At 59.9% G+C, this 14034-nt stretch carries 10 protein-coding genes; 4 read left to right on the top strand and 6 right to left on the bottom strand.

All coding sequences use genetic code 11. From position 1 onward, the window contains the following. Positions 1-6: 6 nt before the first annotated feature. The 4 genes from atpD to J7412_RS16160 are packed head-to-tail and all read right to left on the bottom strand — an operon-like array spanning position 7 to position 4431. A complete protein-coding gene (gene atpD, locus J7412_RS16175; RefSeq protein WP_209079566.1) occupies positions 7-1431 on the bottom strand; it encodes a F0F1 ATP synthase subunit beta in 1425 nt (474 codons plus the stop codon). Between the two features lie 16 nt (positions 1432-1447). Next, positions 1448-2320 (bottom strand): F0F1 ATP synthase subunit gamma, encoded by an 873-nt coding sequence (locus J7412_RS16170; RefSeq protein ID WP_209079565.1) that lies wholly within the window; start codon positions 2318-2320, stop codon positions 1448-1450. Positions 2321-2332: 12 nt separating this feature from the next. Continuing rightward, on the bottom strand, positions 2333-3871 hold the full coding sequence (atpA, locus tag J7412_RS16165; protein WP_209064330.1) for a F0F1 ATP synthase subunit alpha: 1539 nt from the start codon (positions 3869-3871) through the stop codon (positions 2333-2335). After that, a complete protein-coding gene (locus J7412_RS16160; RefSeq protein ID WP_209079564.1) occupies positions 3871-4431 on the bottom strand; it encodes a F0F1 ATP synthase subunit delta in 561 nt (186 codons plus the stop codon). The genes atpA and J7412_RS16160 overlap by 1 nt, the downstream gene beginning before the upstream one ends. A gap of 439 nt (positions 4432-4870) precedes the next feature. Between J7412_RS16160 and J7412_RS16155 the strand changes: the two genes are divergently transcribed. Next, positions 4871-6445 (top strand): hypothetical protein, encoded by a 1575-nt coding sequence (locus J7412_RS16155; RefSeq protein ID WP_209079563.1) that lies wholly within the window; start codon positions 4871-4873, stop codon positions 6443-6445. Between the two features lie 163 nt (positions 6446-6608). Here J7412_RS16155 and J7412_RS16150 read toward each other — a convergent pair whose 3' ends face one another. After that, positions 6609-7349 (bottom strand): class I SAM-dependent methyltransferase, encoded by a 741-nt coding sequence (locus tag J7412_RS16150; RefSeq protein WP_209079562.1) that lies wholly within the window; start codon positions 7347-7349, stop codon positions 6609-6611. Between the two features lie 61 nt (positions 7350-7410). Here J7412_RS16150 and gloB point away from each other — a divergent pair, with 61 nt between their 5' ends. From gloB to J7412_RS16135, 3 genes are all read left to right on the top strand, one after another. Beyond that, a complete protein-coding gene (gene gloB, locus J7412_RS16145) occupies positions 7411-8178 on the top strand; it encodes a hydroxyacylglutathione hydrolase (RefSeq protein WP_209079561.1) in 768 nt (255 codons plus the stop codon). Positions 8179-8446: 268 nt separating this feature from the next. Next, positions 8447-10777 (top strand): ATP-dependent Clp protease ATP-binding subunit ClpA, encoded by a 2331-nt coding sequence (clpA, locus tag J7412_RS16140; RefSeq protein ID WP_209064318.1) that lies wholly within the window; start codon positions 8447-8449, stop codon positions 10775-10777. Next, on the top strand, positions 10777-11739 hold the full coding sequence (locus tag J7412_RS16135; protein ID WP_209079560.1) for a M23 family metallopeptidase: 963 nt from the start codon (positions 10777-10779) through the stop codon (positions 11737-11739). Before clpA ends, J7412_RS16135 begins: the two co-directional genes overlap by 1 nt. A 57-nt stretch (positions 11740-11796) precedes the next feature. Here the strand turns inward: J7412_RS16135 and J7412_RS16130 are convergent, their stop codons facing one another. After that, positions 11797-14034: a peptidoglycan -binding protein gene (locus tag J7412_RS16130; RefSeq protein WP_209079559.1), complete on the bottom strand. Its 2238-nt coding sequence runs from the start codon at positions 14032-14034 to the stop codon at positions 11797-11799.

Genomic DNA, 14034 nt, shown 5'->3' with positions numbered 1-14034 from the left:
GCCTCCTTAGGCCGCTTCAGCAGCCATCTTCTCGGCTTTTGCGATCACTTCCTCGATGCCGCCAACCATGTAGAAGGCGCCTTCAGGCAGGTGGTCGTATTCGCCAGCCACAACAGCTTTGAACGAAGCAATGGTGTCTTCCAGAGGCACCTGAACACCGTCAGAACCGGTGAAGACCTTCGCAACGTCGAACGGCTGGGAGAGGAAACGCTGGATCTTACGCGCACGCGCAACGGTCAGCTTATCTTCTTCAGACAGTTCGTCCATGCCGAGGATCGCGATGATGTCCTGCAGCGACTTGTAACGCTGGAGAATACCCTGAACCTCAAAGGCCACGTTGTAGTGCTCTTCACCCACAACAGATGGGTCCATCAGGCGCGAGCTGGAGTCCAGCGGGTCCACAGCTGGGTAGATACCCAGTTCGGAAATCGCACGGGACAGAACGGTTGTCGCGTCCAAGTGAGCAAAGGTTGTCGCTGGTGCCGGGTCGGTAAGGTCGTCCGCTGGAACATACACAGCCTGGATCGAGGTGATCGAGCCGGACTTTGTAGAGGTAATACGTTCCTGCATCGCACCCATGTCGGTGGCCAGTGTTGGCTGGTAGCCCACAGCAGAAGGAATACGGCCCAGAAGCGCGGACACCTCCGAACCCGCTTGGGTAAAGCGGAAGATGTTGTCCACGAAGAACAGAACGTCGGTACCGGATTGGTCACGGAACTGTTCCGCCAGGGTCAGACCGGTCAGCGCAACACGGGCACGCGCACCGGGAGGCTCGTTCATCTGGCCGTAAACCAAAGCAACCTGAGAGTCTTCGAGGTTGTCTGGCTTAATCACGTTGGATTCGATCATCTCGTGATAGAGGTCGTTGCCTTCACGGGTACGTTCACCAACACCCGCGAACACCGAGTAACCGGAGTGCACTTTTGCGATGTTGTTGATCAGTTCCATGATCAGAACGGTTTTGCCCACGCCGGCGCCGCCGAACAGACCGATCTTACCACCTTTAGAGTAAGGTGCGAGAAGGTCGATCACCTTGATGCCGGTGACAAGGATTTCGGACTCGGTTGCCTGCTCAGCGAACTCAGGTGCTGGCTGGTGGATGGCGCGAGTTTCTTTCGCTTCCACTGGGCCGCCTTCGTCAACCGGCTCACCGATCACGTTCAGAATACGACCGAGGGTCGCGTTGCCAACCGGGATCGAGATCGGAGCGCCAGTGTCTTCCACTGCTGCGCCGCGAACCAGACCTTCGGTTGCGTCCATTGCGATGGTACGAACGGTGTTTTCACCAAGGTGCTGGGCAACTTCCAGAACCAGTTTCTTACCGTTGTTTTCGGTGGTCAGTGCGTTCAGGATCTCCGGCAGAGTGTCGTCGAACTGCACGTCGACAACAGCGCCGATGACCTGAGTCACCTTACCTTTTGCGTTTGCCATGTTTCGTCTCCGGTTCTTAGAGCGCTTCCGCGCCCGAGATGATTTCAATAAGCTCGTTGGTGATAACAGCCTGACGTGAGCGGTTAAACTCGATGGTCAGCTTGTCGATCATGTCGCCTGCGTTGCGGGTTGCGTTGTCCATTGCAGACATCCGCGCACCCTGCTCAGAGGCACCGTTTTCCAGCAGTGCAGAGAAAATCTGCGTGGCCACGCCGCGCGGCAGCAGGTCAGCCAGAATGGCCTCTTCGCTGGGCTCGTAGTCATACAGAGTTGCTTCGCCACCTTCCTCAGCCTCAAATGCGGCCGGGATGATCTGCTGTGCGGTCGGGATCTGGCTCACGACGTTCACGAACTTCGAGTAGAAGATCGTTGCGACATCAAATTCGCCCGCGTCAAAGCGCACGAGAATGTCACGGGCAATGCCCTGAGCGTCGTCGTAACCCACGCGTTTCACCTCGGTGAGGTCAACGTGGCCTACAAAGTCATCACCCAATTCGCGTTTGATCGCGTCACGGCCCTTCTTGCCGACGGTCAGAACCTTGACGGTTTTGCCTTCAGCTTTCAGTTCCGCAGCTTTCGCACGCGCCAACTTAGCAATGTTTGCGTTGAAGCCACCGCAGAGGCCGCGTTCAGCGGTCATCACCACCAGAAGGTGGGTCTGATCGCTGCCGGTCCCTGCAAGCAGCTTAGGTGCAGAGTCAGAGCCGCCAACCGAGGCCGCGAGCCCGGCCAGAACGGCGTTGAACCGTTCTGTGTAGGGGCGCGACTGCTCAGCAGCTTCCTGCGCGCGGCGAAGCTTCGCCGCGGCAACCATCTGCATGGCTTTTGTGATCTTCCGAGTGTTTTTCACACTCTCGATCCGGTTTTTTAGGTCCTTCAGACTAGGCATTGTCCGAACCCCTTATGAAAAGTCAGCGGCGAACGCGTCCAGAACGGCTTTCACTTTGTCAGCGGCCTCGCCTTTGATCTTCGGATCTTCGTCGGTGATCCACTGAAGCAGGTCGGCGTGCTTGCTGCGCAGGAAGGTCAGCAGAGCTTCTTCAAAGCGGCCAACTTCGGATACGTCCACTTTGTCGAGGTAGCCGTTCACACCCGCGAAGATCACGCAGACGATTTCTGCGTTGGTCAGCGGGGAGTACTGAGGCTGCTTCATCAGCTCGGTCAGACGTGCACCACGGTTCAGCAGCTGCTGGGTTGCGGCGTCAAGGTCGGAACCAAACTGAGCGAAGGCTGCCATCTCACGATACTGCGCGAGGGACAGTTTCACCGGACCCGCAACGGAAGACATCGCGGAAGTCTGCGCGGAGGAACCCACACGGGAAACCGACAGACCGGTGTTCACAGCAGGACGGATACCCTGGTAGAACAGCTCGGTTTCAAGGAAGATCTGACCGTCGGTGATGGAGATCACGTTGGTCGGAATAAACGCGGAAACGTCGCCACCTTGGGTTTCGATGATCGGCAGCGCGGTCAGCGAGCCTGCACCGAAGTCTTCGTTCAGCTTCGCGGAACGCTCAAGCAGACGGGAGTGGAGGTAGAAAACGTCACCAGGATAGGCTTCACGGCCGGGCGGACGACGCAGCAGCAGGGACATCTGACGATAGGCCACAGCCTGCTTGGACAGGTCATCATAGATGATCAGCGCGTGCTTGCCGTTGTCACGGAAGTACTCGGCCATCGCGGTCGCGGCATAAGGTGCCAGGAACTGCATCGGTGCTGGGTCGGACGCGGTTGCGGCCACAACGATGGAGTATTCAATCGCGCCGGTTTCTTCCAGCTTCTTCACCAGCTGAGCAACAGTGGAGCGCTTCTGGCCAACCGCGACGTATACGCAGTACAGCTTCTTGCTCTCATCGTCGCCTGCGGCGTCGTTGTAAGACTTCTGGTTCAGGATCGCGTCCAGAGCAACGGCAGTTTTACCGGTCTGACGGTCACCAATGATCAGCTCACGCTGGCCACGGCCGATTGGGATCATCGCGTCAACGGACTTCAGGCCGGTCGCCATTGGTTCGTGAACGGATTTACGCGGGATGATGCCTGGCGCTTTAACGTCTGCAACACCACGTGTGTCAGAGTCGATCGGACCTTTGCCGTCCAGCGGGTTGCCCAGACCGTCAACAACGCGGCCCAGCAGGCCTTTGCCGGTTGGAACGTCCACGATGGAGTTGGTGCGCTTAACAGTGTCACCTTCTTTGATGTCACGGTCAGAACCGAAGATAACGACACCCACGTTGTCGTTTTCCAGGTTCAGCGCCATGCCCTGAATACCACCTGGGAATTCAACCATCTCACCGGCTTGAACGTTGTCCAGGCCGTAGACGCGCGCAATACCGTCGCCGACGGAAAGCACACGGCCGACTTCGGCCACTTCGGCCTCTTGGCCAAAGTTTTTGATCTGCTCCTTAAGGATCGCAGAGATTTCGGCTGCTTGGATACCCATTATCCGACCTCTTTCATTGCATTCTGTAGGGATGCGAGCTTGGAGCGGATCGAGGTATCGATCATCTTCGAGCCCACTTTAACGACAAGACCGCCGACGAGAGACGCGTCAACGGTCGCATTAATCTTGACATCTTTGCCCACGCGCGCGGCCAGGGTCTTGGCCAGCTTTTCGCTCTGGGTTTTGGTCAATGCCTTGGCGCTGGTGACCTCTGCAGTCACTTCGCCTTTGTGCTCCGCAAGCATCGCTTGCAGATGCTCAATAAGCTGCGGCAGCACAAACAGGCGACGTTTCTGCGCCATCAGGCCCAGCACGTTCACCAGTACATCTTGTACACCGATTTTTTGGGCAACGGCCGTGATGGCTGCACCTTGTTCATCGCGGCTGATCAAAGGCGAATTGATCAGATCACGCAGCTCTGCGCTGTCGGCGACTGCCGCGCTCAGGCCTTCGAGGCTGCTTTCCAATTCGCTCAGCGCATTGTTCTCTTGTGCGATCTCAAAGACCGCGGCGGCATAGCGTTCTGCAATGCCGGAGGAGATCGAAGCTGGTTCGGACACGTCCACCCTTCCGCTTGCTGGCCTCACCTCTCGCATACAATTGTATGCAAAAAACGAGGGCGTTTATGGCCCCGGGACTAACGAGGCGTTAAAATCCGTCGCGGGTGTAGCAGAGGGACGCTCGCCTAGCAACAAGTTTGCACGGCAATAGGAAGGTCTGGAAAATGGCCTCCACAGCCATCGAACTATTCGCTGTCAAGGCGTTGGCGCAAGCGGCTCTAAACATATCCTATGAACCTGTTTTTTAGGCGAAACCCGTGAGTTTCCCAAATATTGACCCAAACCATTCGTAGCGTTGCGTCACATAGTGCGACAATTCGGCACGCCTAGCCTTATCCGGTTTCGGTCACCCACGGCATGTATCAACGAAATTTCAATCTACTACGCGCTCAATACTTCCTCGGCGGACGGAGTCCGATTCTAAATTTCTGAGGTAGTCATGGGGCCGCTTGTAATTCTCTCTCTGCTGGGCATCGGCGCAGCAACCGCCGTTGTGGATGTGATGGGGTCCTCAAACGACGACCAAGATGGGACCACTCCGCCGGAAAAGGGTGATCAGCCCGATGAGGACACCTCCTCCAACCTGATTGAAGAAACTCCCGACAGCTCCGGTGACACCCCCACTGAGCCTGATGCAGCCGCCCCAGCTTTAGAAGACGCGATCATGGGTACCGATGAGGGCGACAGCCTTATTGCACGCGGCAGCGACAACATTATGGCGGGCGATGGCGAGGATACATTGATCTCCTGGGGCTCAGGCGAAGTTCACGGCGAAGACGGCAACGACGCCTTCAAGATCGGCGGCTCCGTGCAGGGCTTTGGCGGGGACGGCGAAGACTATATGCACATCTCTCAGGCCGCCCGCGGCTATGGCGGCGACGGGGATGACACCTTCTTTCTGAAGGCCTCCCAGTCGGCAGAGGGCGATGCAGCCCACGCCGATGGCGGCGATGGCGACGACACCTTCCTGATGCGGCCCCTGTCCGGCTTCCCCGAGGACACGCTTGCCCATGTGCTGACCGGCGGTGCCGGTGCCGATGTCTACGCATTGGATGTGGACGCGGCCACGGCCATTCGCGATGGCGAGGATGGCAAAGACCTCATCGTGGCGCGGATCACCGATTTTGACACCGAAGAGGACATGCTTCTGGTCGACATCGGCGCCAGCGCCAATATGCCCGACCTTGCGCAGATCCCGACGCCGGAAATCACGACCACCACAGATCCGGATGGTGCCTTTACGGATGTGCACATCAGCTGGCAAAACCCGCTGAACCCCGACAATGTCGAAACCCGCACCGTACGGCTTGAAGGCGTCACCGATTTCTCCGCAGAGGATGTGGAGCTCACCAGCGTCTTTGACCCTGACAGCGGCTACTTCAAAGACGAGACCAATGGGGCCAGCGCCCATCGCATGTTTGCCCTCAACCATCTGACCGGCACCGCCTCCGATGACACGCTGACCGCAGAGGAAAACAGCCTGATCGCGCTGAAAGAAGGCAACGATACGCTGACGCTGGTGGGCGGCAGCCACCTCGCGCATGGTGGTGAAGGCGATGACACAATCACCGTGATTGAAGCCAGCGACGGACCAGTGCATCTCTTTGGCGGTGAAGGCGACGATGTGATCACCGCTGATCTGGTGAAAAACAACGACACCGCACTCTTTGGCGGAGATGGTGATGACCACATCACCTTTGGCCTTGGCCACTATGTGGATGGCAACGCGGGCGAAGACACGCTGGTGCTCAATGTGATGCCCGATGCCTTTGATCAGGGTCCCGCAGTTCTGCGCACCCTCACGGGCAATCATCTGACAATCAACATCCCGCCCGAGCTTCAAGGCGAGGTCGACATCGTCAACCACACCTACGGCAACGGCTTTGAAGTGGCCTATTCCGAAATCTACGTGGGCGATGTGGCGGTGCTCAAACTGCTTGAGGAAGACTTTGAAAGCGGTGTCGGCATCGCAGATGACGATCCGCGCATCACCATCCTGCGCAACGTGGCCTAGGGTCTGTTGACATTCAGCGCGCGCTCCGGCGTGAGATTTGGCCGAAATCGGCCATCGCCGCGTTATTTTGGTTCGAAAAGGGGCCACCTTTACATCACCAAAACGCCTTGCGCTGGTGGATTTTGGTCTCAAACCGGGGGTGCGCGGTGAATGTCAACAGACTCTAAGCTGGTGCCACGTCCGGGCTGGGTGCCAGAACGCCCAGTTGCCGCGTGACCCGTGTGCGCACCCCTGGCCCGCTTGGCGCCTGCACCCGTTTGCTGGCCTCCACAATCAGCACGCCCCCCGCCATCACCGGCGACACCGTCTTACCAAAGCTCTCCAGTAGGTTGCCGGTCTTGCGCCAGAAACGTTTGTGACTCGGCGGCTGATAAAGCGTCGCGCGGTGCCGCTCCGGCATAAATCCGTGCTGCTTCAGCAAGCCTTCCAGCTGCGCCGTAGAATAAGGACGGCCAAAGCCAAAAGGCGTCTTATCGCTGCGCGACCACATGCCGGAACGGTGCGGCACAATGAACACCGCGCGCCCGCCTGGCCCCAGCACCCGACTGGCCTCTGCCAGCACATCTCCGGGCCGCTCGCTGGTTTCAAGCCCGTGCATGATCACCAGCTTGTCCGCATGTCCGGTCGCAATCGGCCAAAGCGTCTCTTCACAGAGCGTCGCAACGTTCGCCATCCCCGCAGGCCAGGGCATCACCCCCTGCGGCCCCGGCATCAGGCCAACAACGCGCCGCGCCTCCCCCAGATAGGGCCGCAACAGCGGCACCGCAAAGCCAAACCCGACGACCGTTTGTCCCTTGGCCTCGGGCCAAAGCTCCAGCAATTCGTCACGCACAGCCTTCTGGGCCGCACGCCCCAAAGTGCTGCGGTAATAGAAATTGCGTAGGTCCTGCACATCAAGATGCATTGCGCCTGGCTCTCTGATCGGCAAATCTAGTGCTAACATAACCATGAAGAGGCGGATTTCCATGCCCCATCAGATCGTGACCATTCCCTGCCTGTCAGACAACTACGCCTTTCTGGTGCATGATGAGGCCAGCGGAGCCACTGCACTGGTCGATGCACCCGAGCCCGGCCCGATTCTCGCAGCCCTTTCCGAGCGCAACTGGCAGCTCAGCCATGTGCTTTTGACCCATCACCATTGGGATCATATCGACGGTCTCGACGGTATTCTTTCAGAACACCCCGCTAAGGTGATTGGTGCCAGCGCCGATGCCCACCGTCTGCCCGCGCTGGATCTCGCACTGGCAGAGGGCGACAGCTTTGACTTTGCGGGCGAAGAGGTCGCGGTGATTGATGTGTCCGGCCACACCGTGGGCCACATCGCCTTTCATTTCCCCGACACACAGGCCGTCTTCACCGGCGACAGCCTGATGGCCATGGGCTGCGGCCGTCTTTTTGAGGGCACACCGGCGCAGATGTTTAAGAGCCTCAGCAAGCTCGCCGCCCTTCCAGACACCACAACCGTCTGCTCCGGTCACGAATACACCGCCTCCAACTGCGCCTTTGCCGCCTCTCTGGGCGAAGACAATCCGGCTCTGACTGCGCGTATCCTTGAGGTGGATGCCTTGCGCGCTGAAGGGAAATTCACCGTGCCCTCCAGTCTCGGGCAAGAAAAGGCCACGAATCCCTTCCTGCGCGGAGACGATCCGGCCCTTCAGGCCGCCATCGGCATACCGGATGCCACGGCTGAAGAGGTATTCACCGAAATTCGCAAACGCAAAGATCATTTTTGATCGGCTTTGCCAAATCATGCAGGTCGGTGCCGCGCAAAGGCATGGCGCCGCCTCAAATCCAGCCTTTACTGGCTGTTTTGCAGCCCATTCCTTCAGCGTTTCACGACAGAGTGACCCAACCTTAGGCTGCATCCTGCGACAATCTGTGTCAAATTTTACAGAAAGTCCTTGAAGACCGCCGACAATCGACCAAACTTTAACAGTACAGACCCTATGATGATACGCGGAGGTTCCGCCTTCATCTAACCTCGGAGGGAGCAGTCACACCGTGCCGTCATTTTCAAACACGCTCGAACAAGCCATTCATGCCGCACTTGCACAGGCCAACCAGCGCAAACATGAGTTTGCCACGCTGGAGCATTTGCTCCTGTCGTTGCTGGAAGAGCCCGATGCCCTGCGCGTGATGCAGGCCTGCGGCGTGAACATCGACGAATTGCGCAGCGACCTGATCGAATTCATTGACGATGACCTGTCCAATCTGGTCACCGACATCGAAGGCAGCGAGGCGGTCCCGACCGCCGCATTCCAACGCGTTATCCAGCGCGCCGCGATCCATGTCCAAAGCTCAGGCCGCACCGAAGTCACCGGTGCCAATGTGCTGGTGGCGATCTTTGCGGAGCGTGAATCCAACGCCGCTTATTTCCTGCAGGAACAGGACATGACCCGCTATGACGCGGTCAACTTCATCGCCCACGGCGTGGCCAAAAACCCCGCCTTTGGCGAGGCGCGTCCGGTTTCCGGTGCCGAAGATGAGAGCGAACAGCGCATCGAAGGCACCGCAGAGGGCGGCGAAGGCAAAGAAAGCGCGCTGGCCAAATACTGCGTCGACCTGAACGCCAAAGCGAACAAAGGCGACGTTGATCCTCTGATCGGTCGCGATCATGAGGTCGAGCGCTGCATTCAGGTGCTGTGCCGCCGCCGCAAGAACAACCCGCTTCTGGTGGGCGACCCGGGCGTCGGTAAAACCGCCATCGCCGAAGGTCTCGCGCGCAAAATCGTGCAGGGCGAAATCCCCGAGGTTCTCTCTCAGACCACGATCTACTCCCTTGATATGGGCGCACTTCTCGCCGGCACCCGCTACCGCGGTGACTTTGAGGAACGTCTCAAGGCTGTGGTGACCGAGCTTGAGGACCACCCCGACGCCGTTCTTTTCATCGACGAAATCCACACCGTGATCGGTGCTGGTGCCACCTCCGGCGGCGCAATGGATGCCTCCAACCTGCTGAAGCCTGCGCTTCAGGGCGGAAAACTGCGCACCATGGGTTCCACCACCTATAAAGAGTTCCGCCAGCACTTTGAGAAAGACCGCGCCCTGTCCCGTCGTTTCCAGAAAATCGACGTGAACGAGCCAACCGTGCCCGACAGCATCAAGATCCTCAAAGGCCTCAAAGAGTATTTTGAGGAGCATCACGGCGTGAAATACACCGCCGATGCGATCAAAACCGCTGTGGAACTTTCTGCGCGCTACATCAATGACCGTAAACTGCCGGACAAAGCCATCGACGTGATCGACGAGGCCGGTGCCGCGCAGCACCTGCTGGCCGCCTCCAAACGCCGCAAGACCATCGGCGTGAAAGAGATCGAGGGCGTGGTCGCCAAAATCGCGCGCATCCCCCCGAAAAACGTCTCCAAAGACGACGCCGAAGTGCTCAAGGATCTGGAAAAATCCCTCAAGCGCGTGGTGTTTGGTCAGGACAAAGCCATCGAGGCGCTCAGCTCTGCCATCAAACTGGCCCGCGCCGGTCTGCGCGAGCCTGAAAAGCCCATCGGCAACTACCTCTTCGCCGGTCCAACCGGTGTGGGTAAAACCGAGGTCGCCAAACAGCTGGCCGACACGCTGGGTGTGGAACTTCTGCGCTTTGATATGTCTGAGTACATGGAGAAACACGCGGTCTCCCGCCTGATCGGCGCGCCTCCGGGCTATGTCGGCTTTGATCAGGGCGGTCTTCTGACCGATGGCGTGGATCAGCACCCGCATTGCGTGCTGCTGCTCGATGAGATCGAGAAGGCCCACCCCGATGTCTACAACATCCTCTTGCAGGTGATGGACAACGGCGAGCTGACCGATCACAACGGCCGCACCGTGAGCTTCCGCAATGTGGTTCTGATCATGACCTCCAACGCGGGGGCCACCGAGCAGGCGAAGGCCGCCATCGGCTTTGGCCGCGACCGTCGTGAGGGCGAAGACACCGCCGCGATCGAGCGCACGTTCACACCGGAATTCCGCAACCGTCTGGACGCGGTGATCTCCTTCCAGCCGCTGCCGAAAGAGACCATCCTGCAGGTTGTCGAGAAATTCGTGCTGCAGCTTGAGGCCCAGCTGATGGACCGCAACGTGACCATCGAGCTCACACCAAAGGCCGCGCAGTGGCTGGCGGATAAGGGTTATGACGACAAGATGGGCGCCCGCCCGCTTGGCCGTGTGATCCAGGAGCACATCAAGAAGCCGCTCGCCGAAGAGCTGCTCTTTGGCAAGCTTGCCAAAGGCGGCGTGGTCAAGGTCAAGGTCAGAGACGGCGAGCTGGTGCTCGATCTGTCCGGCCCGGACAAGCCGCGCATCACTGGCGACAAACAGCCGCCGCTGCTGACGGCGGACTGATGCGCCTCACAGGCTTCGCACTTCTTGGCGCGCTCGCAGCTTTCCCCGCTGCGGGCGCGCCATTGTTTTCGCTGCCTGTCGACTGTGAGCTGGGCGAAACCTGCTTCATTCAGAACTATGTCGATCAGGACAGTTCTGACGGCACACAGGATCACACCTGCGGCGGGCTGTCTTATGACGGGCACAAAGGCACGGATTTTGCCCTCCCCACCTCCAAGGCCATGACTGAGGGGGTCAATGTGCTTGCTGCTGCGGGCGGCGTTGTTCTGGGCGTGCGCGACGGCATGCGTGATCAAATCATCCGTACAGAAGACATTCCCAAACTCAACGGGCGTGACTGCGGCAATGGGGTCGCGATTGACCACGGCGACGGCTGGGTCACCCAATATTGCCATATGAAGCGCAACACCGTCCGCGTCGCGACCGGAGATCAGGTCAAACGCGGCCAGCCCCTGGGCGAGATCGGCCTCTCCGGACGCACGCAGTTTCCGCATCTGCACATCTCTGTGCGCCACAATGATCAGGTGGTTGATCCCTTCTCCGCCGACACCCTCGGCACCTGCGGCGGCGCACACAGCTCTCTTTGGGCAGAGCCTATTTCCTATGTGGCGGGCGGTTTGATCCGCATCGGATTTGAGGTTGGCATTCCGGAATATGACCGGGTCAAAGACGGCATGGCCGGGCGCGAGCGCATCCCTGCGCAGGCCAAGGCGCTGGTGCTGTTTGGGCACGCTTATGGCAGCCGTCCGGGCGATCAGATGTCCTTTACGATCAATGGCCCGCAAGGCGCTGTCTACACGCAGACCATGCTGCTGGACCGCGCGCAGGCACAGTATTTCCGCGCTGGCGGGCGCCGCACACCGCAGGGCGGCTGGCCCAAAGGCACCTACACAGGTGAGGTTCTGCTAAAGCGGGACGGCGCAGTCCTTGATCAGTCAACGACGATCCTGACGATAGAATGAGATCGCTGCCCCGCATGTAGGGAGCAGCAAATGATCAAACGGCACCATTGAAACCGCTTATTTCTCGGTGAATTTCAGCTCGATCCGCCGGTTTCGCGCCCGCGCCTCCTCAGAGTCTGCCGGATCCACCGGCTGATACTGGCCAAAGCCATTGGCAGACAGGCGCGTGGGCGGCAGGCCCAGCACATCAATCAGATAGCGCACCACAGACAGCGCCCGCGCTTGGCTCAGCTCCCAGTTATCGGCAAAAACGCCGCCTGAAATCGGCACATCATCGGTGTGGCCATCCACCCGCAGGATCCAGTTGATCTCTGCTGGAATGTCATCCACCACGCCCTGCAGGATGCCCGCCACCTTAGCGACTTCACTCTGTCCTTCCGGTGACAGCTGCGCACCGCCCGGCGGGAACAGCACTTCTGAAGAGAACACAAAGCGGTCGCCGACAATCTGCACCCCTTCCTGCGCGCCGAGCACATTGCGCAAACGCCCAAAGAACTCAGAGCGATACTGCGCCAGATCCCGCGTCTCCGCCGCCAGCGCAGCGGCCTCGGCCTCAAGCGCCAGCTTCTCTTCTTCCAGCCGCTTGCGCTCCGCCTCTTCCAGCTGCCGCCGTTTGCGCTCTTCTGCGGCGGCCCGCGCCAGAGCCGCGTTGAGATCAGAACCAAGCGCCTCAAGCTGGACCTGCGCCGCCGCATCCCGCTCCGCATATTCATCCAAAATACCCTGCAGCGATCCCAACTGCGCGCGCAGCGCGGCAATCTGCTGATTGAGCACCGCAATCTGGCGCTGGCTCTCCGCCGATCTGGCCTCTTCTTCTGACAGCGCTTTGTTGGCTTCTGACAGCAACACATCTCGGCGCTCCGCCTCGCTCAACGCGTCAGCCTGCGCCGCTTCCGCCGCCCTCTGGGCTGCAAGTGCCGCCGCAAGGGCCTGTTGTACATCATCCCCGTCGCGCAGCTGCTGCTCTGCGGAAAGCTTCGCCGCCAGAGCCGCCGCAAGCCGCTCGCGCAGATCATTGCCGCTGTCCTGAGCTTGAACCTGCGCGGCCACCGCCGCTGCCAGTTGATCTTCCAACGTGGCAACCCGCGCGGTCAGCCCGTCGACCTGCGCAGAAGAGGCAGCGCCTTCGGTTTCCGCAGCCAGTTTTGCGGCCAGCGCCTCGGCCAATTGGGCCTCAAGCGTCGCCAAATCGTCAGAGCGTTCAGAAACCTGCGCCTCTGCTGTGGCGCGCGCGGCCACTTCCTGCACCAGCTGCGCCTGCAAATCACTCACCGTGCGCCGGTTCTCCTCAAGCCCCAGCAATGTCGCTGCCAGCTCTGCCTTCACCGAGGCCAGCTGACCATCGCGTGTGTCCAGCTCCGTCTGAAGCGTGGCCAGCTGCAGCGCCGCCTCCGCCAGATCAGAGCCAACGTCCTGCCCCTCCACCAGCGCCGCGGCCAGTTTCAGGTCTAGATCATCCCGCGCAGCCTCCGCCGCTGCCAAAAGCGTCAGCGTGTCCTCGGCCTCTTTGCGCTGCTCTTCCAGCGCCAAAGTCATGGCGGTCAGCTCCGCATCGGCGTTTTCCAAACGCTTGCGCAGCTCTTCCGCCGCTGCCGCCTCAAGCAAACGCTGCTGCTCCTGCTCGGTAAGCGCGCGGTCCAACTGATCCGCCTCAGCGCCCAGCTCATCAATCTGCAACTGCCCTTCGGCCACATCTTCGCGCAGGCTCGCAATCAGCGCTTCCATCGCCTCTGCTTCCGCCGCCGCCAAACGAGCCGCCTCCGCACCGGCATCAATTTCATCCCGCGCCGCCGCCAGCGCCAGATTGAGCGCCGCGCGCTCATCAATCAGCGCGTCACGTGCCACTTCCAGCGCGGCCACATTGGCCTGTGCGTCATCGCGTTGCGCCAGCAGTGTCGCCACCTGTGCCTCAAAGCTTGTGATCTGCGCCCGCGCACGCTCCAGCGCGGCGCCTTGGGCATCCCGTGTTGCCGTCAGAGCCGCGATCAGCGCTTCCTGCTCGCGCAGCTGGCTGTCCCGATCCGTCAACGTCGCCGTCAAACCGCTCAGCTCGCCTTCCAGATCGCGCGTCCGCGTCCGCTCCAGGCCCAGTGCATCCGCCAACGCCGCAACCTCACCCTGAAGCGCATCAAGCTCGCTTTCCTGTCCGGTGATGGTCTCACTCAGCACAAACTGCACGATCATGAAGATCGTCAGCACAAACATCAGCACCAGCAAAAGCCCGGTCATCGCATCCACGAAACCGGGCCAGATCGAGCCTTGAAACCGTTGTCCTGTGCGCCGCGAGAGGGCCAT

This window comes from Shimia sp. R9_3 (assembly GCF_017743755.1).
GTDB lineage: Bacteria > Pseudomonadota > Alphaproteobacteria > Rhodobacterales > Rhodobacteraceae > Shimia.
The sequence above is the reverse complement of the archived record's forward strand: the minus strand, read 5'-3'. Positions and strand labels throughout refer to the sequence as shown.